Source organism: Sphingobacterium sp. JUb20, from assembly GCF_004342035.1.
Taxonomy (GTDB): Bacteria; Bacteroidota; Bacteroidia; order Sphingobacteriales; family Sphingobacteriaceae; genus Sphingobacterium; species Sphingobacterium anhuiense.
In genome coordinates this window covers 18,234-43,125 of sequence record NZ_SLYV01000021.1, presented here as the reverse complement: position 1 = coordinate 43,125, position 24,892 = coordinate 18,234, and the positions used below count along the sequence as shown (strand labels likewise).

Below are 24,892 nucleotides of genomic sequence, written 5' to 3'. Positions count from 1 at the left end.
AATTCATTATAGATTATAATTCATAATCTAAAGAATGTTATTCTCTACACTTGAACCTAATACTAATTTTTAGGAATGTAAAGTGGAGAACCTAATTAGTTAATAAAATTAAAATGCAAATATTAATATTCACCATTAAACTCCCTCAATAACAACTAATCTCCGATTAATCAGTTTCTGCACAGCTTCAGGCTTCAATTCCTCAGTACCAAAGCCTCGCTTATCTTTGGTACAAGAGCTACAAGCTGTAGCATCAAGGTCATTGCTATAGCCACATAAACATTCCCATACTTCTTTGCTCGATGAAAACATGCCCTTTGATTCTTTAACTGTAACCACCTCCGGGAATAGCTGTACCAAGCCCTCTCCTTTCCATGTCTGTAGATAGACAATATCTTGAGCGGAATACCAGTCTTTGTCTAAGGTAAGTACCTTCAATGCGGCCTTTTTTGCTAATAAAGATCCTGATAACAGTTTCACCACCTGATCGTAATCGATAAGACTGGAACTGCTGATAGCTTTGTTAATGATCTTAAACTGCGCACCGGTTAAATCTTCCGACAGTAACTGTCCATAAAGTATGGCTATAGCTTGGTCTTTGTCCAGGAAATCAAAATAACGGAAGAGCGTGGCTTGACGGTCTTTGAATACTTGATCCTCCCCTGTTTCATTCATTGCTTTAAATAACAAGGGAACAAATTCGGTCAATCGGGATGTAGCTATAAATTCGGCTGTAGCATTGTCCATTGAATAGATACCAGTATAGCGTTCTATGATCAAGCTTGCTTTGACTTTGTTCTTAATAACAGATCCATCGATATCTCCACCTACCGCTTCTGCTTGTATATGTTTAATTTCATTGAGCAATACAGGAGTACCGATAGCGGTGATCATAAACATCTGCGTTCCTTTGCCCGAGAGCTCATCAATATTGACGCTGAAGCCTATAACGGCATCTGCCCTATAGCTACGTGCATTTTGCTTTAAAGACTCTACTACGCTCTTATATAGCTCCTGAAGTTTGTTTTCATAATTGCGGGAGCGACCACCGAAGAAGTCGACAAAGCTGGCTCCGATTTCACTCAAAGCATTGGCTCCAATAACAGCTGTTGCTGATATGGGATCAAAATAACGCAGGACTTCTCTCCCCTCGATGGTATTGGTACTGGTAACGATCATGGTGTATGATGAATACTGTTTTAAAAGCCCGAAAATAAAGGATCGCTTTGATTAAAAAATACGGGAAGCCGTAAGGAGGGTATAAAACATCTAAAGCCATTCTTGACAGAATGGCTTTATTTGTTTTTACTACATTCTAATTAAATTTTTTATTTTACTTACTACACTTTGAACATCTTTTGTGGAAGATGTCATATTCTCTTCACTATGATACATGTCAAGTAAGTAACATTAGATGACTGTTTAATGATACTGAAGAAATTCGGAAAAGAAATACGCTAGCCTATTAATCTCCATTTTCCGTAATAAAAAATAAATTTGTAAGTTTTACCAAATTCTAGAACTAAATCATTCATATTAGCCACACTTGAACTTCCTCCCGGTATTGTTACTGTATAAATTTGAGTAGGTTCATTTGCTAAACCAATGGATACCAACACTTCATGACCTTCGAACAAGCTTACTTCGAATGGAGTCACTGAATTTAAAGTAACCGTAGTCGTTGGGATAATTCTCAAAAATCCATTGGAGTTATAAAGTCTGTTCACAGGAATAATACCATCCGTTACGGGAATTATAGCTGACCCCGATCCTGCTGTGATTACAGGAACGGTACCTTTTATTATACTTGACAGACCTGTTGTACTTACAATAAGTTTAGAAGTCGACTGTCTTAATGTTTGTGATAATCCTTTATCTGAAATTTCAATATAATTTGGATTCTGAGATCCAGACCTATCGAGTTGAAGAACATGACCTTCTAAAGTAAATGAATTTAATCCGTCAAAACTCATGTTTAAATTTCCAGATGTTTTATACAATCCGAAACAACGATGAGCAAACAGGTTTTTAAAAGAACTTTTAAATCCAGAAACTGTACTTGTTACAGACCTAATATCGTCTCTTATTAGTACGCCAATAACTCGGGAAGATATATTTTCTACTTCAATATTTCCTTTTTTATTACCCTCTATGTGGACAACATTACTTTTACTATTGAGTGTACTGAAATTGGTACTATCATCAAAATTTGCAGTAATGTTTGTTATTTTTATATCTGCATAATCACCCCCGTTAAAGCGAATAGCAGCATTGTAAGTATTAATATCTCTTCCAAGCCAAATATGGTCCACGTTATTTATTTTATAACCTCTGAATACCTGTACCGATTTATTCTCTTCATTAAACCCTTGATTTGATACACTAACCGCATAACTATTTCCAGATGTTTGTACATTGTTTACCGTTATGAACCCCCCAAAACCATTATGAGCTAATGCTACACAGGAGCTCTGGCCATTCGGTTCATAAACATTACTGACCTCACACCTATATGAACATTTATAATCTACAACATGTCTAGTTCCATTACCATAAATATTATTAGAAGATATATGCCTACTTTCATTGATAGCTAATCCATACCCCTCTCCACTACTTACTGCTCTCGGATACTCCATAAATATGTTATTAGTACAACCTTCATAAACTGAATCCAGTCTACAAGCATTTCCATAAAAATTAATACAGAGAATGTTATGTACTTTTACCCTTTCAGCATTTTCCACCCATAGTAGAGGAAATGTATGTGTAGTTGTGCTAGTTATTTTTAAATCCTTTATCTCCACATTTGTGATTGATACTATAGGTGTAATAAAAACTTGCCCTGTATTAAAAATGCCCCTAACTATATCATATACAGTTACGACATTCCCAACTATTGATTTAATTTTAAGCAACTCTTTGTTCATGCTTTTTAAACCATCTGGGCGCTCGGCTTTGTCCTCTAATTGAATTAGTTGGTTTACTTTCAAAGAGCTTGCATCTGAAACTGTAAAAGAAGTTTGTCCAAAAGAAGGATTTCCAACCACATTAATAATTGGAAGTTTAACGCCACTAATTCTTATAACACCTTGCAGATCATTTGTTGGAATGAATTCAGAATTATTAAAATTTAGCATACCTCCTTTAGCCTTTATAATTAAGTTTCCATAATACTGAGCACCTGAATGGAAGTCTAATATAAAATTATCAGATAGATAACTAGATATGTTGTTAAGTATATTAGTCTGATCATCAACACTATTACTTTTTAGACCAAAATAAGAGACATGTATATGCCCTATATAATTGTGTTCTAACTTAATTCCATTCGTCTCAATCACACTACCTCCATCATCAGGATCTGGATTCGTTGGAGCTAGGTAATAAATAATTGGAGCTGGTGTATCTCCTTTTTCGTAATATCCTAATAACTCCACTCCAGCATATGTTGGGTTTGTACTTTGCAATGATGCGATTTCACTTGCAGATAAGCTTCGCATATCTGCCATAGTGTTCTTAATTAAAAATTGATTTGCCATATTTTATGTTTTTTAAATTTATACAACAAAAGTATAGCGAACCATAGGGGGATCTAAGAAGAATAGCTGTTATCTAAGCGGTATGTAGGAGATACCGAAAAGTGTACCTTAGTCATTATAATTTGGACCAAGAGAAGTGAAATATAACAAAAGAACTTCCCTCTAACGGCAGAGGGAAGCAATTTGGCTACTTTGTTGATCTGTCTAGCAAAACCAACGAGTGGCTTTTAAATCAATATGTTATCTGAAATAGCTATTGATCATTTTCGAGAAAATATTAATCAAAACTCCACAATTTACTGGCTGCATTGACAGCCTTAAGAATATAAGTATTATAAAAAGTCTTGCTTTTCAGACGTCAGTATTGTAAGTTTAAAATATCTCCTAAACAGGCTAATTAAACTTAATAACCACATTTTTAGAAACCGGTACAGTGAGAGACGTGTCCCATATAGGATAAGAATTAGTTGAATTGTGAGATAATCCATTTACTATATATTTCGCGCCTGAATTAAAGGTCATTACGGGCGCATCCATCGCAAGCATATCATAAATATTTGCAAATAATACATTCATATTATTTGTATTTCCACATACAATAAATGTCTTAGGAAGTAACGTTGACCTCGTAGTTCGTATTAGATTTGTAAAACATGAGTTTTTAATATAGTCTAGCACACCAATTCTGAGAGATGATGTACCGTCGTATGCCAGGTTATCCACAGTGACATTTTCTCCTATGATATCCAAATGGCTGACATTTGTTGCTATATTGTCCGATACTTTTAACCTTAGATTATAAATAGAATATCCTTTGCCACGAGTAAGTAAGAAAGTTCTATTTGAGGTTAAGAAAGCCGCATTTATATCCAAAATAGTAATATTGGTATTTATGATAGAAACATTTGCAAAGTTATTAACTGAAGAAGACAAACCTGTTGACAAAATACTGCCTCCAGCAGTGCTATTTCCGATGTAATTGCTATTATTAATTGTTATATCCAGACCGTTAATAGAAATATCTGTCCCAGAAAGGGCTATATTCGCTCCATCAATTCTACAATCTTTGAAACTTACTCCACAGGTGAGATCTGTACTGTTTCCTAGTCTAACTGAATATTTATCCACGAGACCGGACGCTGGTAGTGCAACGCAATTATTAAAGTTAATTCGCTGTTGCGACGCTACCGTTGGCCCACCTTGTGTAATAAAATAGTTGGAATAACTCTCAATAGTGATATTTTCAAAATTCAGATCTCTTATGCGATCTGAAGTAGCTGGCGCGATTTGAATAGCCCCATCAACATAATTGGCGTATACATTCCTAACTTGTAAATTATGACTGCCCTGCATTTGTAAAAATATAGAACATCTATCTGTTAGCGTAGCACCATAAAATTTTAATCCATCTAAAACGGTGTCAGAATCTAATTTTACTGCTGAAACCATCGGGTATTGCATTGCTGTTGCATAAACTGTTAGATTATACATTTTTATACCGCGGCAAAATCCCGACCCAGATAATTTCACCGCTCTTTTTGATATATTTTTGAATAAACAATCTGAAATAGTGATATCGAAATAATTCACTCCACCAAGGATACTATAGAACCGGATGCCATCGGCGTCCAAATACCCAGAGTAAAAATTGAAGTCTAAACCATCATCAAGTATATTTACAATATTTTCAAACGTACATCCTTTAATATTTCCCCTGCTACTGTTGTCTGTAGGAGTCGTTGGTTCTGAACCGTTATACAAAAACATTCCACCTGTAAATCCGTGACCTACCGTTGGGGTACCACTGACAGCAGTGTTATTATATTTACGAAAATCTTTGAATACACAATTCTGGATGGTAAAGTTCTTAACGCCGTAAGGAGACAACATCAAGCCATACGAATTGTTACGAGCATTGCCTCCGCTAACGGTAGCAGTCAGATTTTTAAATTCACTTGCGCTAATTACTAAATTTTCACAATTGTCACTCACAAAAACCAATGAGAAGCTTGGCTGCTTATTATTTCCATCAAACACGACCTCAGTTATTTGAACATTCCTATTGTTTACTGTTAGGATTTTATCATCAATTCCACCATTGAATTTCAATGTTCCGTTTTTGATTTTTGAGCCATTTATAACAGTTTGAATATTTTTGCATAACACCTCCCTTCTACTCAGGTCGACCTTTCCAAATTTCTTTAGAATAGTATTCAATCCAGGACTGAAATCTGCATTTGCCTGGTGTCCATAGTAACTAATATCTACAAATCCCTTAAATTCATGGACAAGTTTTATGTTTCCTGCAACTATAACACTCCCACCATCATCTTGTCCTGGATCTGTAGCAGCTAAGTAATAAATAATGGGCGCTGGGGTATCCCCTTTTTCGTAGTAGCCTAAAAGCTGGACCCCATCAAAAGTTCCGGCCTGTAATGCTGTAATTTCAGCGGTAGATAGAGCTTTCATATCCTCCATCGTTTCCTTAATTAAAAATTGATTTGCCATATTCATTTATTTTTATGTGTAAAGCAAAAATATAGCTGCTACGAAGGTTATCCGAGGAAAACAAGGTATATGTAAGCGGTATGTGGGAGATACCGAAAAGTCGATTCTCTTAAATATTTCAATATATTGTATTCATATATAAAATAATAAAAAAGCCATATTCTTTCAAACACGGCTTTTCCCTCCTGAATATATATTTAAAAATTAATTTGCTTGCTGACCGCTGCTTCTATCCGCCTGTAATTTTGCATTTAACTGTGTCTTTAGTTCATTTATTAAGCCAACAGCCTGATTGTATTTAATCTTTAGATCATTGACCAGCGATAGAGCTGAAGTTAGGTCTACAGCATTTGTAACTATGCTTTCCGTTGAGTTCGGGATTGAACAGTTGCCTATTGCAATAGACTGTTTCACTAGTCCATTTTGAGAAGGGGTCGATACATCTGAGTCGAATATAAATCGCTTTAATGATCCCCAATCGCTAGAAGAATTATTCGCACCTATTTTTTTATGGAAGTATAATTCGGACAAACTATTTGACTTAGAATATATTCTAAAAGACGATATCGAATTGGTATGATCAAAATTACCTGTTCTATCTACCCCCAGCGCCACCCCTAAATTAGGGTAAAAACTTGTATCCTTTATTAGTAATGGAGAAAAGCCCCCCTCAGTGTCAGATGAATTAATTGGAGTTAAAATGTCATTTTTAGTTTTAACTTTATACGAATCTGCACTGACTAATCCGGAAAGCTTCAAGTTATTTTTATCAAACAAACTAGTCTGATGATTCTTGAGGTTCCATTTTGTCAGAACACCACTTTGATCTACAATTCCTCCATTTTCCTCATTAAAATAATAATAAGTACTATTTCGCAATTCAGGATTTACAGCACCGGACTGAACCTCTACTTTCTGAAAATAGCCTCCTGATATAGAAGTCCCTAAGCTTGTACTGCCTATCCTAAAGAGATCGGAAGAATAACAATTGGTATACACGCTATATATACCTGAGTCAGATACATCAATGGCGAATTGATTTTCAAAACCTACCCCTGTAAAGTTATTATATCTACTATTGGGACCAACGACCATACCATACACACTGCATGCTTCGGGACTACCTCCAGTAAATGTATTATTATCTGCATGAGCTAACGATAGCCCAATGCTAAGCCCCTCCCAGTAGTTTTGGTAAAATGTATTATTTGAACTATTTCCTGCCGTTGTGCCTCCTCTACTTCCAACTGTTAAAAACATTCCTGTATGGGGTTTTGAGTCCATAGGAGTCATATATTTACTACAGCCACATCTATTAAAAGTTGAGAGCTGAACGGATGCCAGATACCATCCATAACCACCAGTGATATTTTTACCTTCACCGACCCAAACATTTGAAAATATACTTCTTGCAATTCCTCTTACAAATAATGTAATATCTGTAGAATTATTTCCTGAAAAAACCATATTTGCTATATTCACATTATTTACAAATTGCGTCATTGCATTTCCATCTTTAAAGGCATCAATTTCAAAAGCATGGATTCCCGATCCGATGAATTTTAATACAGTATTTGTTCCTTGACCTATTAACTTTGCATTTTCAAAAACAAAATTCAAAGTTTGACTATAGAGTAGTATTCCCTCTGGTAAGATTCCCTCAACAGTGCCAGAATCTTTTAAGTAAAGAAAAAATGCTGATAATCGTCCCGCGTTGTCGGCTAGGTTTTTGCTAACTCCAAAATATAGCGCATGTACTTTGTCAGAAAACTTACATTCAAGCTTAAAATTATTAACGACTACAATATTTCCTCCATTATCATCAAGGGGTGAATTGCTCGCATAATAAATAACAGGAGCTGGTGTATCCCCTTTTTCGTAATACCCTAATAGCTCCACTCCAGCATAAGTTGGGTTTGTACCTTGCAATGATGTGATTTCACTTGCAGATAATCCTCTCATATCTGCCATTGTGTTCTTAATTAAAAATTGATTTGCCATATTTTATATTTTTAAATTTGTACAACAAAAGTAGAGCTAACCATAGGGGTATCTAAGAAGAATTGGTGTTTTCTAGGCGGTAGACGCGATCTACCGAAAAGTCGATCATCATGAATATTTCAACTTTAAAAATTATGCTAAAAAAAAGCCACATCTTACGACATGGCTTCTACTTAATATATGGATTAAACTTGATTACTTATAAGAATTGATCGATTGGGATATTTTCCAGTTACCGCCGTCATTGACTAAAGTCACAAGATCGGTTTTGGTAAAACCTTCAAACTGCATGGTTACTTTGGCTATCATATAGTCACCAGATTCCTGTACGATGGTGGTACTGGTTTTACAGTTAAGCTGCTCGCCTTTTTGCTTTTTCAAGAAGGAGATAACTTCCGAACGGCTATTGGTTTTATCTTCTGATGCCTGAACTTTTTGGCTGAAGTCTGTTGTAAACAGCTGCTCTACCCCTGCCGATTGTCCCTCTGTCATAACCGCAACGTAATGATCAATGGCGAGATCTGCTGTAGATAAATTGACCACCGCTTTTTTAGGATTTGATACCTCTGGTTTGCCTGCTGCCATAGTGAAAGTAGATACTGCGATCATGGCTGCTGCTGCGAATGTTTTTGCTAAAGTTTTCATAATGTCTTTATGTTATATTGTTAGTTTTATCTTATTTGTTGATTCAAAAGTAGGGTGTTAATCGTCCCAACCCTATGGCAATTAGACTAAATCAACTAAAAACTCGGTGAATGAAGGAAATGGATAGGTGAAATTATTTTAAACTTTTTTGAACTATTCTATTCGACAGGTGTTCTTATAATACAAAGCGATAACAAACATACTTTCAGCATGAAAGTGTATAACGATAAATGACGTAGTACAGTAAATAAATCCAATTGCTTGAAAACAATCTGGATGATGAAACAAAAAAGAGGAAACGATAAGAAACATAAAAATTACTGTGCAGTTGAACGCCAAGATAAAGGGTCTAATGAGAATTAGGCCCTTTTGATGTTTAAAAGCTGATTAGATTTTAGCTCTAGTATGAGCGGTCTACTGCTGAAATCGAGTAGATGTGGTGATCGGTTTGATTAAAAAATACGGGAAGCCTTAAGGAAGGTATAAACCTAATAAAGCCATTCTTGACAGAATGGCTTTATTAGGTTTTTTATATCCTATTTGATTTATTTCAGTTTTTCAATCTCGTCGATGGTAAGGCCGGTACCCTCAGCAATTTGTTCTAAAGGTAAACCCATCTTTTTAAATTTTAAAGCTGTCTCAATGGCTTTTTTGTGTTCGCCTTGAGCAATACCTTCTTTTAAGCCTTCTTTTAAACCTTCTTTTAAACCTCGATCATGTCCAAGACGCTGAGCAGTAGAATAGGTATTCTCTGCATCACGCTTATGTTTTAAACTTGCTTCGTATGCCATCTTATCCTCCGGTGTTAATTTTGCGACTTCGCCTATGTCAAAGATAAGACCAAATACCCGCTTATCCAAAAAATCCGGTATTTTATCAAGTTTACTCATGTTTTTCAATAGATATAGCCACATATCCATATCTGTCTTTATATCAGCCTCATTCTTGTTAAAATTTGGTAATACTAAGAGCTTGTAACCAAGCTTTTCATAAAAAACACGATTACTCTGCTTATCACAAAGAGCAACATCATAAAAATACTTTCCGGATTCAGTTTCTCCTAATTCAAACTCTAAGATACCGATAAAATATACTTCGGGAAGTTCGTATGTATTTCCCTTATAGCCCTTGGGTATAAGTTTATTGATAAGCCTGGATGTATAAAAAACGGTTCGGTCTTTAAAAAAATCTTGATAAAGCTGTTGCATCTCTATAATGAAATGCTCCCCATCAATGCCGGTACAATAGAGATCGAAAATAACCTTACGCTCATTTTCAACATCGCCACCCTGCTCCACTGGCCGATAATGAAGATCTTGAATAACTTTCTCTCCCTCAAAGAGTCCATTTAAAAATCCAATTAAAATAGGCTTATTTTCTTCTCTTCCAAAATAAAATTTAAAGCTCCAGTCGCCACTAAAACCAACATACTTGCCCATGTTACTTTTTGTCTTTTTCATAATAATATGCTTTGCTTAAATAATTAATGTTGCTAAGCAAACATCAGAAAAACTAAAATTATTAGCCGGTTATTAAACGTTTGTAGTCGATAGTAGTCGTTTGTTGTCGGCTAGCTGGCAACAAAAGCATCAACTTGTTAACCAAAACTTGTAAGATGAACATATAAAGAAATCCACGTTGTACGATGTGGATTTTAATACTTTTATCTACTTATGTAGTCTGATTTTCCTAAAATGGATTTACGATATTTTATTCCCCAATCTCCCATCGCTTCAATAATAGTACTTAAACTCTTACCCAACTCCGTGAGTTCATATTCCACAGTAATAGGTTTGGTAGCACATACAGTTCTTGTTACTAGATTATTCATCTCAAGGTCTTTTAATTCTTTTGATAATACTTTAGGTGCAATTTTGTTAACATGGCGTTTCAAATCCATAAAACGTAACTTTCCAATGAAAAATAATGTAGTCACAATCAGATATTTCCACTTTCCACCCATGATATCTTGAACATCGGTTATACCAACAATTGACATTTTGCAATGCTCAGTTAGCTCTATACTGTCTTTATCCATATTTATATACATATATTCAAATATAGTTACCATTTAGTAATTAGTTACCAAAAGGTAATATATAACATGCAGTAAATCTTACTGCTTTATCTTTACAACATTATAGAACAATAAAAGTATTTAAAAATGAAAATAGCAGTTATAGGAGCTACAGGATTCGTAGGTAGCAATATTACGAATGAATTGATAAATCGAAACCATGAGGTCTTAGGCATCTCGAATCACCAAAGACACTCAGATAATAGCAGTTTGACATTTGTGAATTTAAATGTCATAAAAACAGAAGAGTTAGCAGATTGTATAAAAGGTTATGATATTGTAGTGAGTGCCTTCAGTTCTGGGTGGAATAATCCAACTATGTATGAAGATTTTATTCAGGGCTCAACATCCATACAACAGGCAGTAAAATTAGCGGATGTGAAACGCTATATAGTTATTGGTGGAGCAGGAAGCCTATATGTTACCGATAATTTGCAGGCCGTGGATACAGATGACTTTCCTGAAATATTTAAACCCGTTGCACTTGCGGCAAGGGATTATTTAAATATATTGAAGAAGGAAGATTCTCTTGATTGGCTATATTTTAGTCCAGCACTTGAAATGCACCCAGGCATTACAACAGGAAGAACGGGGCAATACCGACATGGTATACTTCATCCCATATCCAATGAAAATGGGAAAAGTATCATTTCTGTTGAAGACGTTGCTGTAGTCATAGCCGATGAAATTGAATCACCTAAATACAATCAAACACTATTTACTGCTGCATATTAATAAATGAAACAGTACATTTAGAAATCTAATTACCTAAAAAACAACTGTATGGCAAAACACCATACTTTTGAATATCAAGTCAAAAGGGGGATAATAAAAATTAGCTCCCTTTTATGTATAGCACTAACTGATTGCCCCAGCTCCGCTTTGAATGATATATTGGATTAAACAATTACCAAATGAATGTAAAAGTGGGATAATGCGCCTAAAATTTGTTAAATCTTAAAAAATGAGATATCTTGAATGGTCATATGAATTACATTTGTATTTGTACCATTTTGTATCAATTTCCTAATAATTATAATATGCTTCCTGAAGGGATTATAGACCAAATAAGGCTGAAATTTAAACATCAACTTCCTGAAGAATTTCTGGAAGAATTACAAAAAAATGCATTATTGATCGAACTTAAAAAGGGAGAGATACTTTTTTCGGACCAGGCTAAGCGTAACCGGGTTTTTGTAATTATTGATGGCAGTTTGGTTCGGTTTATTGTAACGCCAGAGGGTGCAAATCGTGCAACGATGTTTCATACTGAAGCCCTTTTTCCGATGATCGGAAATAATTTTGAAAACGTAGAAGGTTCCAATTTATCTTACTACATAAAAGCGAATGAAAATGCAAAATTGATAGAATTTAAAAGAGATTTTGCTTTACATTGTATCGAGAAATATCCTTTTTTAGCTAAAACGAGTTTCATGAATATGATTGATTATTTCCAGACACATCACATCATTCAAAATCATCTTATCGCCCTTTCCAGTATTGATTTCTTTCAATGGTTTCTGATGCAATATGGATTTATTTTTAAAAGATTTCAATCACAGGATATTGCTAGTTTTATGGGAATCACACCTGAATGGTTCAGCAAACTAAAACGCAAAGCAAATAAATAATAAGTTTATGCTTCCCCGTTCATTTCTTGTCTTAATTCAAGTGATGTTCATTTTCAACCCCTTAATTTTGTTATGAAATAAAGTCGTAAATACATAACGACCTCATTTCATAACAGTAAAAATAATAAAGCTATGAATAAAGTAATAGAAAAAATGATTTTCAGACCAGCTTTTGAATACATTGACAATGGAATCGAGCATGGCGTATTAAGTCCGTTTGAAACCAAAGAAACAATTTTAAAAAAAGGTGAACAGATCGCTCCGGGCTTTAAAGCCCTTGATTGTGATATTCGATATTTGAAAGATATACCGATAAAAATGCGTGACGGTATTACGATCTATACCGATATCTTTCTACCTATTACTGCTGAAAAAGTTCCTGTGCTCATTGCTTGGAGTCCTTACGGAAAAAGTGCCGGAACGGCTCCCCGTTATATTAATTTGTTCAATATGCTTGGAATGGGAAATACCTGGAATTCGGGCCTGACCAAATTTGAAGCACCAGACCCAGCTTATTGGGTGCAACACGGATATGCGGTATGTAACCCGGATGCACGAGGAATAGCACAGAGTGAAGGGGATATCACCATGATCGGATCTCAGGAAGCTGAGGACTGCTATGATCTGATAGAGTGGTTGGCTGTACAAGATTGGTGTAACCAAAAAACTGCTTTATCGGGAACTTCTTACCTCGCTTTTTCACAGTGGTTTATCGCTGCTGGTCAACCTCCCCACCTGACCTGTATAAGCCCTACTGAAGGATTGCAGGATGCATATCGCGATTTAGCGTATATAGGTGGTATTCCTGATCCTAATTTTATCCATCGTCTACAAGTAAACCATGTAAGTGCTTCGGGTGCAAGGCGCGAAGATATGGTTGCTGAGATGGAAGCTTATCCATTAGCAAACTGCGATCTGTGGGAGGATAAAATAGCCGACGTGTCTAAAATAACAGTTCCGGCGTACGTTGTGGCCAGCTACTCTAATACGTTGCATACTATGGGGACTTTTCGCTCCTGGCGAGCCATAGGTTCTACTGAAAAATGGTTACGCATACACGACAGTCAGGAGTGGCCTGATTATTACGATGTGGAATCTACAGAGGAGCTTCGCAGGTTCTTTGACCACTACTTACTGGGAAAACAAAACGGATGGGAAAAAACACCTAAGGTACGTTATTCACTTTTAGACTTACAGGGAAATAATCAAACTGGATTAGTTGCGGAAACTTTCCCTCCCAAAGAATCGGAAATGTTACGTTATTATATGAGCGGTAAAACACGAACTTTACAATTAACGGCTGACGCAGAAGAACTACCGTTGCGTTATTTCCCTGAGGCTTTGCCATGTCGGGTTTCATTCCAGACTACTTTTGAAAAAGAAACGAGCTTTATTGGCTATCCAAAAGTTAAACTGTTTATGGAAGTTGACAATGCCGATGATATGGATGTATTCGTTTGGGTACAAAAAATAGACAAATTGGGGAATGTCCTGAGCGAATTTGTCGTTCCTAACCGCAATGCCGCGTTGCAGGATTTTACTCAGGATGGTGCTTCTGCCTTACGTTATAAAGGACCAAATGGCCGTTTGCGCGCTTCGCATAGAAATTTGGATCCCGTTTTGTCTACCGAAGATGTACCTGCGTACAGTTTTGACCGGGTAGAAAAACTTGGTGCAGGAGAAATTGTAGCATTGGAGATCGTACTGAGTCCAATCGGAATGGTTTATTACGCAGGTGATACGCTACGGGTGATGATAAGCAGTAAAGATGAGATTGGTTCTGTTATGCCTGGAACTCCCGGCTGTATCCCCAACAATAAGGGTATCCATATCTTGCACACTGGAGGTAGGTATGCCAGCTATCTACAAATGCCCATATTAAAATAGGTGCTTACTATGGATAACGCCATTCTTATTCTAGAATGGCGTTATTTTTTACTTGAGGCCAAGCATTCTAAAATAATTTTGTGATAAAGAACTTCTCTCCTATTAACGATTAAATAATGGACCTTATATTAAAGCCATTTCTTTTTCTTGAAATAAAAATAAGGTAAAATAGCACATAGAATCATAACCAGAATTACTACGGGATAACCGTATACCCATTTCAGTTCGGGCATCACTTCAAAGTTCATCCCATAAACCCCAGCGACAAGTGTTGGTAATGCAATACAGATGGTTGCAACGGTCAGAATTTTAAAAATACGATTCTGATCAAGGTCAATTTTATTATTGATGTGGTCTCTGAGATCCCGAAGTCGCTCAAGGTTGAATTGTATATAGTCTGAAACGACCATAAGATCATCCAATTCTGTTTCGAGTACTTCTTTGATGAATTCGGTATTACCAAAATCACTTTTTTTACAAAGCCTGAATATACGGGTGGCCTCGTTTACCGCTTCTTTAATAAGCAGATTGTTAAAATTATAGGTAGTTATAAGGTTCATGTCCTTATCCGCAAATGCATTCTCAATTAGCACTTTATTGGCTAAGACTTTAATCTTCTTTGCAAGATTTTCAGTAATATCAGCGTAATAATCAGATACAAATTCGAAAGGAAACTTAAAAATGCTTTTGTTGAAATTTACCAGTTTCTGAAGATCTAACAATTTGGTACTATAAATTTCTGACCAATATTTATCGAGTGTAGAACTTGTAAATAAGAATATTCTACCGCAAGAAATAATAATAAATACAGGTTCTTCAACCATTTTCCCTTCTGAATTATAGTAAGGGATAGAAAAATGAAAGGAAATCTGATTCTCTAGTTCCAAAAGATGTGAACTTATCTCAATATCTTCAAAATGTGACATGATAGCAAAATCGAGCTCAAACTGTTGCTTAAGCCAATCAATATCTGTCGCAGTATAATCGTGAAATTGGATAACGATAAAATCCGATAAATCACCAACGATTTCGTGTATACTGTTAACACTATATTTCTTACTGTCTTTACCTATTAGCTCAATCATAATTGGATAGTATTTAACATTCTTACAGTGTCAAAAATAAGCTATTTTTAGTAGATTTTATATTTAGCCGAATACTGCCACGAGATCTATTTCTCTAAAACTGTTTTTGAGCAACATACCTGACTTTTTAAAAATAGATTTGTTTTTGATCTCAGAGAAAGAAAGATTTTATATAGCTGAATAATTATTAAATTTCTATATATTTAGTTTCATATAAAACTTCCTGTTTAAAATTATCTATTAACAATGATAGACGAAATCGAAGAGTTTTTTAAGGCATATTGGCGAGCGGGAATGAAGGCAGGTTACACCGAAAATGTTCCAAAAGAAATGATGGTCTCGGCTAATAGTGAAGGAAGCTATGAATGGAAACTAATTCCTGGAGTATTGACTAATGAAGATTATAAAAACGTGGAAACACAATTTAAAATCACTTTCCCAGAAAACTTTATAGCATGGCACAAACGTTATTTCTTCGAAGACTGCGATTGTTCAATCATCAGGCTACCCTTCTCAAGTCCCAGTAGACCTCTACAGGAAATAATAGATAATCTTGACTGGTATATAGCAGAACAGCTGATTCCTCTTGGTCTTATTCCCTTTGCAAACGAAGGTAATGATGCAGGACCATTAGTCTTTGACACAAGAAACGCTATCGGAAAGGAAGATTTTCCGATAAGAGTTTATGACCATGAATATGGTGGCGATCTAGATGGATTGAGTGAAATTATTTTTTCATCGTTTAGAAAAATGCTAACATGTTTAACACATTTCCTGACCGAAATTGAAAAAAGAAAACGTTTTGAAGTGTTTGCCGATTTCTATGAAATCGACCCTGAGGGTGCTGGTGCAACAGGTAAAGAGTACTGGGAAAGCTGGATCGCAATGGAAAGAGCTAACTTTGAAGAAGTTGGATACTAGTTTTTTAAACCCAAAAAGATGCTGAACAACAAAAAACTATATTACAATTATCATTTTATAAGGCAATAAAGGAATTTTATGAGCGACATATTTAAGGATGAAAACATCTATCCGTATCAAGGAAAGATAAAAGAGCATTTTAAAGGGTTTTACGATGCTACATTTATAGCTTTTATTCCATTCTTTCAAATTGATTCACAGACTAATAATAAGGTAAGTCTCAAGAAATCAAAACTATTATCTCATGAAGAAGCTGTACAAGAATTTGAATTCTTGAAAGATCTTCCAAAAGCGAAAAGGCAAATTTATAGTTACAAAAATGATGAATATCCCTCAAATGAAACTATTTTTTTGAAAGGCAAAGCAATCTCATGGAACAAGGTGGTTACTGGATCAGGGTTGACGGACTATGCTGAACTTAATAAAGCTTTACGAACTTCGATTGGTGCGCTAAATAAAAATTATGCTAGACCAGACCTTTTGGAAATGCTTAATGCATTTACTGATAAGAAAAGTATCTATCATCCGACTGAAGGCACTTTTGATATGTTATCAAAAGTAAGCATTTATAGAACTTTCCAATTTTTCAGAAAACCTCATATTGTAATAACAGACGAATTCTACCAACAGACCTTTAGTATAGACCTCGATAAATTAAGTGAATTTGAATTTTGTGAGCAAATTAATTTCAAAGATTACTACCTATATTCTACTGATTTTGAACTTTTGTTTACAGTGGAATGGGATAGTTTTTTCTTTATTATTGCGACAGACAGCAAAAAAATGGAACAATTAATAGGGAGCAAATTGTTTGAGGGTTTTTTATGTAATGATGAGACAGATCATCATTGGGATTATATGGATAAAATGTAAAAGAATGTTTGATATAAACCAAAACCTACAACTATTTTCATTTATTTAAATTTACTTTTCTTAGAGATATAATAAGATACCAAATCTTCTAATTAGAGGGCTTAATTGTAAATTAAAATAAGTGAAACGATTTTTGTGAATCCCACAAATTATGGAATATCTCCTATCCTAGCATCTACTTACATATGAAAATATTAATGCTATTTTTAATTTTGTTCAGCTTTTCTGCAAACGGGCAGTCATCAAAACAGCTTACTGATGAACTGAGTAAGGTTCTAAAAGATGAATTGGTGAGAGGAAAACAATTTTCAATCCATTTTACTAAAGTGAATAATGGGGAAATTAACATTTTGAGCCCGAGTCTTCCAACAGATGACTTGTTATTAAATAAGATAAAGACTGTTTTAAAAAAAGACTCTCTACTTCACTCCAAAAATTCGTACTTCTTACATATATACTGGGATCTATATTCAACAGAAGTTTACAGTTCAATAGGAAAGAAAGTTTCAGAGGGTTTTACAAATTATTCTAACTACATGCCTAGCCCCTACGGGGGAATTGGATTATTTGTTAAAAATATGGTAGCTGAGCTAAAACGAAATAATTTCGACTTTAAAAATTATTCAAGACACCAACATCAACTAGAAGTATATGTGGATGAAAAAGGGAACCATTCTTTTACGGGTTCCGAAAAAATTCTGTCGTACTTGGACAGCACAAAACTAAACCGCTGGAGAATAGCTTTATATTATGGCAAACCTATTAAAAGTATATATGAGATCACATTAATCAATCCTCAACCCTTATTAGATAGTCTTAAAAGAATAGAATCGGCACAAGCTGCAGAGGTATTTGTGTGGGATCAACTGTATGAAAATCAGTTTGTGCGCTATCAATCAGGTATACAACAAATCCCACAGGGAGAACTTATTATTTCATTTGTTCTCAACTCTTCATTAAATAGCTTTGAAAATCCAATAATACATCGTTGAAACCGAGATGATGCAAAGAAATTAATGAATTTCATCTTAATGCAGCATCCTTTCAAAAACAGTTTTTACTGGTCTGAATATCCAAAGTCTGACCGTTATTATTTCTACTTAAAATAGCGGATATTTTTTTGAATGCAAATTTCTGTTTTTCGTGTTCAATTTTTAGTGTTTTTTCTGATGCCTGTACTTTCTGGCTGAAGTCCTCTGTAAACAATTGCTCCACTCCTGCTGATTGACCATCTGTCATAACCGCAATATAATGATCAATGGCTAGATCTGTTGTAGATAAACTGACCACTGCTTTTTTAGGGTTCGAGACCTCTAGTTTACCTGCTCCCATAGTGAATGTTGATACTGAAATCAAGGCTGCTACTGCGAATGTTTTTGCTAAAGTTTTTTATCTAGATAATTTGTTATTTAAAGGTGATAAGGCTATCATGAGTATAAAGTCTACAACTAATTACCAATGTACTCATGATGGTTCATAATATTTTTATTGTTAGTTTCTATTTATAAGTTGCATCAGCCCCTCATCCACCAACTCAAACCCTGATGCTTGCTGAAGCAATTGTTGATTCAAAAGTAGGATGTAAATCGGCCCTACCCTATGGTAATTAGATTAAACCAACTAAAAACTCGGTGAATGAGGGAAATGAATAGGTGAAATTATCTTAAGCTTTTTTGAACTATTCTATTCGACAGGTGTTCTTATTATACAAAGCGATAACAAACATACTTTCAGCATGAAAGTGGATAACGATAAATGACGTAGTACAGTAAATAAATCCAATTGCTTGAAAACAATTTGGATGATGAAACAAAAAAGAGGAAACGATAAGAAACATAAAAATTACTGTGCAGTTAAACGCCAAGATAAAGGGTCTAATGAGAATTAGGCCCTTTTGATGTATATGGATTTTCAAGCATTCGCAACTATTATCCATGATAGATATTTGGTTTTTATCTGTATCTTAATGCGGTTAACCTATATACTTATAATGACTAAATCTATGTCTTCAATCTTCATCAAATATAGCTTATCTAGGTACTTTATCATTTTTTCATTATTGGTATGTAGCTATATTGCTAAAAGTCAAGAAGAAGAAAAAATTCGATTTTATTCATATGAGAGCTTTATACCTACTCCTCGAATAGGCGTTTATCAATTTTATAAAGAACTTATAAAAGCTTTCCCTAAAGCTCATGAAAAACAAAAAATTAGTTTTCTTGTACTAAAAGATGGCTCTGTCAAGATTAAAAACATTGATTATCCAAGTTTCGGATTGGACTCATTACAGCAAAAGTTTGAAAATATCTCAAAATGGATACCTGTTTATATGAACGGTAGAGCTTCCATTTTCAATCAAGATTATACCTTTCAGTTTGGCAAGCTGTCTGATATAGGAGATGTCGGATTTTACTTCACAAATAAGGATTCTGTAATTATTTATGATAAAAATCATATTCGATATGTGGGAGGAAAGTTGTTAGGGACCATGCAAGTGTCTACGGTAGACTATTTTTATAATAAGGGCAAAATCAACAAAATTATTATCGAAAAAAAATATTCTCAAAATCATATTGAGGATCTTAAAAAATATAATAATTACTATAATTACAAGTTGTTAGAACAGTTTTTAGTTTTTTATTATGGTCTTCCAAGCTCATATATTGCGTCTCCCACGATTCCTGTAATGGGTAAAGAATCGTTTGATGTGATTAAAGAAATTGAAAACAAAGATTATTCGGTCTCTTGGAACGATTTTTTGGATGGAAAAATTTTATTGGAAATAACGAACGGGACGCCAAAATTAACGTATGAATTCTATTAAAGATGTTTAAGCAATACAAGTGTGCCGATAGCGGTGATCATAAACATCTGCGTTCCCTTGCCCGAGAGCTCATCAATATTGACGCTGAAGCCTATTACGGCATCTGCCCGATAGCTACGAGCATTTTGCTTTAAAGACTCCACTACGCTCTTATATAACTCTTGTAATTTGTTTTCATAATTGCGGGAGCGTCCACCGAAAAAGTCCACGAAGCTGGCTCCAATTTCACTAAGAGCATTGGCTCCAATAACAGCTGTTGCTGAAATGGGATCAAAATAACGCAGGACTTCTCTCCCCTCGATGGTATTGGTACTGGTAACGATCATGGCGTATGATGAATACTGTTTTAAAAGTCCGAAAATAAAGCATCGCTTTGATTAAAAAATACGGGAAGCCGTAAGGATGGTATTAAACGAATAAAGCCATTCTTGACAGAATGGCTTTATTCGTTTATATATATGATTTATTTGATTTACTTCAGCTTTTCAATCTCATCGATGGTAAGGCCTGTAGCCTCAGCAATTTGTTCTACTGATAACGCCAACTTTTTCAGTTTCAAAGCTGTCTCAATAGCTTTTTGAAGTTGGCCTTGGGCAATACCTTCTTTTAAGCCTTCTTTTAAACCTTCTTTTAAACCTCGATCATGTCCAAGACGCTGAGCAGTAGAATAGGTATTCTCTGCATCGCGCTTATGTTTTAAACTTGCTTCGTATGCCATCTTATCCTCCGGTGTTAATTTTGCGACTTCGCCTATGTCAAAGATAAGACCAAATACCCGTTTATCCAAAAAATCCGGTATTTTATCAAGTTTACTCATGTTTTTCAATAGATATAGCCACATATCCATATCTGTCTTTATATCAGCCTCATTCTTATTAAAATTTGGTAATACTAAGAGCTTGTAACCAAGCTTTTCATAAAAAACACGATTACTCTGCTTATCACAAAGAGCAACATCATAAAAATACTTTCCCGATTCAGTTTCTCCTAATTCAAACTCTAAGATACCAATAAAATATACTTCGGGAAGTTCGTATGTATTTCCCTTATAGCCCCTGGGTATAAGTTTATTGATAAGCCTGGATGTATAAAAAACCGTTCGGTCTTTAAAAAAATCTTGATAAAGCTGTTGCATCTCTATAATAAAATGCTCACCATCAATACCGGTACAATACAGATCGAAAATAACCTTACGCTCATTTTCAACATCGCCACCCTGCTCCACTGGCCGATAATGAAGATCTTGAATAACTTTCTCTCCCTTGAAGAGTCCATTTAAAAATCCAATTAAAATCGGCTTATTTTCTTCTCTTCCAAAATAAAATTTAAAGCTCCAGTCGCCACTAAAACCAACATACTTGCCCATGTTACTTTTTGTCTTTTTCATAATAATATGCTTTGCTTAAATAATTAATGTTGCTAAGCAAACATCAGAAAAACTAAAATTATTAGCCGGTTATTAAACGTTTGTAGTCGACTGTAGTCGTTTGTTGTCGGCTAGCTGGCAACAAAAGCATCAACTTGTTAACCTAGTCTTGCTTTCCTGACACAAAAAAAAGCCACATCTTACGACGTGGCTTCTACTTATTATATGATTAAACTTGATTACTTATAAGAATTGATCGATTGGGATACTTTCCAGTTACCGCCGTCATTGACTAAAGTCACGAGATCGGTTTTGGTAAAACCTTCAAACTGCATCATTACTTTGGCGATCATATAGTCTGCTGACTCCTGTATGATAGAGGTGCTGGTTTTACAATTCAACTGCTCACCTTTTTGCTTTTTCAAAAAGCTGATAACTTCTGAACGGCTATTGGTTTTATCTTCTGATGCCTGTACTTTTTGGCTAAAATCTGATGTAAACAATTGCTCTACTCCTGCCGATTGTCCTTCTGTCATAACCGCAACGTAATGATCAATGGCTAAATCTGCTGTAGATAAATTAACTACTGCCTTTTTAGGGTTTGATACTTCTGGATTGCCTGCTGCCATAGTGAAAGTAGAAACTGCGATCAAGGCTGCTGCTGCGAATGTTTTTGCTAAAGTTCTCATAATGTCTTTATTTTATAGTTTGTTAGTTCTTATTTGTTGATTCAAAAGTAGTGTGTAAATCGTCCCTACTCTATGGCAATTAGATTAAACCAACTAAAAACTCGGTGAATGAGGGAAATAGCTAGGTGAAGTTGTGACGGTCCTAAACAAACTACCTTGCTATTCAATTTTTGTAGATTATGTTAGCAATACATGACAAATACTCAGTATGAGCACGCTCAATATGTCTGAATGTTTATTTTCAGAATTAATGCTTTTATAATATTTAACAATAAATAAGCTTTTCAACCTAAATGATAGCTTAAAAATGAAATATATCAATCAAAATTATTAACTTCAAATAGAATTAAACGTAAAATTACTGACAGTCACCCTTTTTGGTCAATTTACCCTAATTTTAAACCACAAATAAATGATAAAAGCTATTCGAATTTCTCTCCTCTTAACATTTACCTTTTCCGGTATTACAAATTTGTCTGCGCAGTCAAAAGATCAGTTTGTATTAAAAGCTGTCATTGATACCGTACCTAATGCAACCTACTTTATAAGATATGCAAATGGCAATAAAATAATGCATGATACAATAACACTGGATAAAAATAGCAGTTTTATATATCAGGCTACAATTCCTGAACCAACAATTTTTTATTTAAGCGTGCCCAATATTTACAACGATAGAATCATAGGAGATTTTATTGTCTATTCTTTTTGGGTAGAGCCAGGCAAAACGATATTATTAAAAGGTAACAGCGGATGGTTAATAAAAGGTTTACATGGACTGGCTTCAAGATCGGACCGCTATGAACTTAGAAATTCGGTCTTAGATAGTCTTGATAAAATTTATAAAAAGAAATGGTCCGAGGCGCTAGATTCTCGTAAGAAACAAAAGGGATCTGAATTAAACAATGATGAATCATTAGCGGTTTATGATAGCATTACAAATACTTTTATTGTAAGTGAACCTAAAAACTATTATGGATTATATTTGATTAATAAAAAATTAATAACTAAAATTTTTGAAATTCAACAAGTAAAGAAATGGATCTCGAGTTATCCTGAATCACTTACTTCGACCTATTTAGGGAAAGAAATCTATTCTAAAATCTCCGGTAACGAAATGAGTCAGATCGGTCAGGTACTACCAGATTTTGAGCAGCCGGATACCGCATCGAACTTCATAAAATTGTCTAGTTTTCGTGGCAAGTACGTCTTCGTCGACTTCTGGGCATCTTGGTGTGGGCCATGTCGAGCAGAAAACCCCTATTTGATTAAAGCGTATGAGACATTTAAGTCAAAAGGTTTCGAAATTGTGGGAGTTTCGCTTGATAAGGAGAGAAAATCTTGGTTAAAAGCAATTCATGATGATGGTTTAACCTGGACTCAGCTTTCTGATCTAAAAGGATTTAATAATGAAGTTGCTAAGAGATTTTTAATTACTGCTATTCCTGAAAACTACTTACTAGATCCAAATGGTGTCATTGTTGCAAAAGGACTGAAAGGAGAGCAATTGATGGCAACCTTAGAAAAACTTTTAACGAAGTAAATAACAATAACTCAACAATCTCGTCTTGGACAGTTCTAGTAACAATCATGGTTTATGATGAATACTGTTTTTAAAAACCCGAAAATAAAGCATCGCTTTGGTTAATAAATACGGGAAGCCGTAAGGATGGTATAAAAGAAATAAAGCCATTCTTGGCAGAATGGCTTTAGATGTTTATCTATATGATCTATTTGATTTATTTCAGTTTTTCAAGTTATTCAATTAAAATTATCTCTTTGAGACAAAAATACTATTACCTACGGCATATTTGTTACTATTGGAAATCTTAAAGGGTGTATTATTCTTCCATAACATAACACTGATTGTCCCTTTTTTAGGCATTTCAAAACCTGTAATAAAAACATCATTATTGATAATCTTAATATCTATTGCACTGGCCTGCATATCATCCTGAGATAAGATTGTCTTTACGCCATTTTTCCATAGAACTGCTTTACTGTTATCAGAGGCACTAGATTGTCCTACGACATATACATCATCCCCCTTAACGTAAATTGAACTTGCAAAACTAGATTCTATATCCTTGTCAAATAGTGTCACAACACCATCTTTCCAAACAGTTGCATTAGTAACTTGACCAAAAGCCCGCCATCCTACAGCATACACAGCACCGTCAGTTACAAATATCTTTTTTATGGAATTTGATTCATATATGTTTTCTTTACCTAAATCTGTCACAACACCATTTTTCCATATAAACCCACCTCTATCGCCTATATCATAATATGTACCTCCTACATATATATCTTTCTGTTTGATAAAAATGGAATTAGCTTGTCCTTCTTTCGACTTATCCAACAGATTTGATGCAATGCCGTTTTTCCATAATTTGGCAATATCTCCATTAGGTGATCCTTCGTATCCCACGATATATACATCGTTGCCATCTATCCAAACTGAATTTGCCCGAGAAGAATATTTTCCGTCTGTTAATTCAATTAATTCATTATTTTTCCATAAGGCTGCCACTAAATTTTTATTGTTGCGCCATATATAACCAACTAAATAAACATCTTTCCCCGATACATACATATCGCTCACGGTTGCGACTGATTTCCCATCTGTAAGATTAGTATATTGACCATTTTTCCATAATTGAACAAAAGTATTTGAACCGTTAGTTTCCGTTCCTGCAATAAAAACATCATATTGAGGATCTTGACTTTCATTTTCCTCCGAGTTTGTCGATTTTTTACAACCAAAAAAACATAATAAAACAACTAGTTTTATTACTAATAATGTGGATTTCATCATATTCCTTAAAATTCTATATTGTAAT

The 24,892-nt window shown here is 34.7% G+C and carries 21 protein-coding genes; 8 read left to right on the top strand and 13 right to left on the bottom strand.

Going from position 1 to position 24,892, the window contains the following annotated elements:
- Positions 1-135: 135 nt before the first annotated feature.
- From EDF66_RS24525 to EDF66_RS24495, 7 genes are all read right to left on the bottom strand, one after another.
- Positions 136-1,179 (bottom strand): heavy metal-binding domain-containing protein, encoded by a 1,044-nt coding sequence (locus EDF66_RS24525; protein ID WP_132845799.1) that lies wholly within the window; start codon positions 1,177-1,179, stop codon positions 136-138.
- A gap of 278 nt (positions 1,180-1,457) precedes the next feature.
- On the bottom strand, positions 1,458-3,512 hold the full coding sequence (locus EDF66_RS24520) for a hypothetical protein (RefSeq protein ID WP_132845797.1): 2,055 nt from the start codon (positions 3,510-3,512) through the stop codon (positions 1,458-1,460).
- Positions 3,513-3,935: 423 nt separating this feature from the next.
- Complete coding sequence (locus EDF66_RS24515; protein WP_132845795.1) at positions 3,936-6,050, bottom strand: hypothetical protein; 2,115 nt, start codon at positions 6,048-6,050, stop codon at positions 3,936-3,938.
- A gap of 204 nt (positions 6,051-6,254) precedes the next feature.
- Positions 6,255-8,051 (bottom strand): hypothetical protein, encoded by a 1,797-nt coding sequence (locus EDF66_RS24510; RefSeq protein WP_132845793.1) that lies wholly within the window; start codon positions 8,049-8,051, stop codon positions 6,255-6,257.
- A 195-nt stretch (positions 8,052-8,246) separates the two neighbouring features.
- A complete protein-coding gene (locus EDF66_RS24505) occupies positions 8,247-8,696 on the bottom strand; it encodes a nuclear transport factor 2 family protein (protein ID WP_132845792.1) in 450 nt (149 codons plus the stop codon).
- Positions 8,697-9,241: 545 nt separating this feature from the next.
- On the bottom strand, positions 9,242-10,156 hold the full coding sequence (locus tag EDF66_RS24500) for an Rpn family recombination-promoting nuclease/putative transposase (RefSeq protein ID WP_243656134.1): 915 nt from the start codon (positions 10,154-10,156) through the stop codon (positions 9,242-9,244).
- 203 nt (positions 10,157-10,359) lie between these two features.
- On the bottom strand, positions 10,360-10,734 hold the full coding sequence (locus EDF66_RS24495; protein ID WP_045755719.1) for a winged helix-turn-helix transcriptional regulator: 375 nt from the start codon (positions 10,732-10,734) through the stop codon (positions 10,360-10,362).
- A 126-nt stretch (positions 10,735-10,860) separates the two neighbouring features.
- Between EDF66_RS24495 and EDF66_RS24490 the strand changes: the two genes are divergently transcribed.
- From EDF66_RS24490 to EDF66_RS24480, 3 genes are all read left to right on the top strand, one after another.
- Entirely contained in the window at positions 10,861-11,508 is a 648-nt protein-coding gene (locus tag EDF66_RS24490) for an NAD(P)-dependent oxidoreductase (RefSeq protein WP_045755178.1), read from the top strand.
- A gap of 251 nt (positions 11,509-11,759) precedes the next feature.
- A complete protein-coding gene (locus EDF66_RS24485) occupies positions 11,760-12,404 on the top strand; it encodes a Crp/Fnr family transcriptional regulator (protein ID WP_132845790.1) in 645 nt (214 codons plus the stop codon).
- 132 nt (positions 12,405-12,536) lie between these two features.
- The gene (locus EDF66_RS24480) at positions 12,537-14,291 is read left to right on the top strand and encodes a CocE/NonD family hydrolase (RefSeq protein ID WP_132845789.1); all 1,755 of its coding nucleotides are present in this window, start codon (positions 12,537-12,539) and stop codon (positions 14,289-14,291) included.
- Between the two features lie 128 nt (positions 14,292-14,419).
- Here the strand turns inward: EDF66_RS24480 and EDF66_RS24475 are convergent, their stop codons facing one another.
- Positions 14,420-15,376: a CorA family divalent cation transporter gene (locus EDF66_RS24475; RefSeq protein ID WP_132845787.1), complete on the bottom strand. Its 957-nt coding sequence runs from the start codon at positions 15,374-15,376 to the stop codon at positions 14,420-14,422.
- A gap of 246 nt (positions 15,377-15,622) precedes the next feature.
- Here EDF66_RS24475 and EDF66_RS24470 point away from each other — a divergent pair, with 246 nt between their 5' ends.
- The 3 genes from EDF66_RS24470 to EDF66_RS24460 all read left to right on the top strand — a co-directional run bounded on the left by EDF66_RS24470 (position 15,623) and on the right by EDF66_RS24460 (position 18,162).
- Positions 15,623-16,297 carry an SMI1/KNR4 family protein gene (locus tag EDF66_RS24470; RefSeq protein ID WP_132845786.1) on the top strand — a complete coding sequence of 225 codons (675 nt, stop codon included), beginning with the start codon at positions 15,623-15,625 and terminating at the stop codon, positions 16,295-16,297.
- A 78-nt stretch (positions 16,298-16,375) separates the two neighbouring features.
- Positions 16,376-17,170, top strand: a complete 795-nt coding sequence (locus tag EDF66_RS24465; protein WP_132845784.1) for a DUF2711 family protein — start codon at positions 16,376-16,378, stop codon at positions 17,168-17,170.
- Between the two features lie 185 nt (positions 17,171-17,355).
- Positions 17,356-18,162 carry a hypothetical protein gene (locus EDF66_RS24460; protein ID WP_132845782.1) on the top strand — a complete coding sequence of 269 codons (807 nt, stop codon included), beginning with the start codon at positions 17,356-17,358 and terminating at the stop codon, positions 18,160-18,162.
- A gap of 52 nt (positions 18,163-18,214) precedes the next feature.
- Here EDF66_RS24460 and EDF66_RS24455 read toward each other — a convergent pair whose 3' ends face one another.
- Positions 18,215-18,502, bottom strand: a complete 288-nt coding sequence (locus EDF66_RS24455; protein ID WP_132845780.1) for a hypothetical protein — start codon at positions 18,500-18,502, stop codon at positions 18,215-18,217.
- 670 nt (positions 18,503-19,172) lie between these two features.
- On the opposite strand from EDF66_RS24455, the gene EDF66_RS24450 reads away from it, so the two are divergent.
- Complete coding sequence (locus EDF66_RS24450) at positions 19,173-19,994, top strand: hypothetical protein (protein WP_132845778.1); 822 nt, start codon at positions 19,173-19,175, stop codon at positions 19,992-19,994.
- Here the strand turns inward: EDF66_RS24450 and EDF66_RS24445 are convergent.
- The 3 genes from EDF66_RS24445 to EDF66_RS24435 form a co-directional block, all read right to left on the bottom strand.
- Complete coding sequence (locus tag EDF66_RS24445; protein ID WP_132845776.1) at positions 19,991-20,320, bottom strand: heavy metal-binding domain-containing protein; 330 nt, start codon at positions 20,318-20,320, stop codon at positions 19,991-19,993. The genes EDF66_RS24450 and EDF66_RS24445 overlap by 4 nt on opposite strands.
- Positions 20,321-20,466: 146 nt before the next feature.
- Positions 20,467-21,381, bottom strand: coding sequence for an Rpn family recombination-promoting nuclease/putative transposase (locus EDF66_RS24440; RefSeq protein WP_243656133.1), 915 nt, complete (start codon positions 21,379-21,381; stop codon positions 20,467-20,469).
- A 218-nt stretch (positions 21,382-21,599) separates the two neighbouring features.
- The gene (locus EDF66_RS24435; protein ID WP_132845773.1) at positions 21,600-22,049 is read right to left on the bottom strand and encodes a nuclear transport factor 2 family protein; all 450 of its coding nucleotides are present in this window, start codon (positions 22,047-22,049) and stop codon (positions 21,600-21,602) included.
- A gap of 412 nt (positions 22,050-22,461) precedes the next feature.
- Between EDF66_RS24435 and EDF66_RS24430 the strand changes: the two genes are divergently transcribed.
- Positions 22,462-23,592, top strand: a complete 1,131-nt coding sequence (locus tag EDF66_RS24430) for a TlpA family protein disulfide reductase (protein WP_132845771.1) — start codon at positions 22,462-22,464, stop codon at positions 23,590-23,592.
- A 228-nt stretch (positions 23,593-23,820) separates the two neighbouring features.
- Here EDF66_RS24430 and EDF66_RS24425 read toward each other — a convergent pair whose 3' ends face one another.
- Complete coding sequence (locus EDF66_RS24425; protein ID WP_132845769.1) at positions 23,821-24,867, bottom strand: hypothetical protein; 1,047 nt, start codon at positions 24,865-24,867, stop codon at positions 23,821-23,823.
- Positions 24,868-24,892 lie beyond the last annotated feature (25 nt).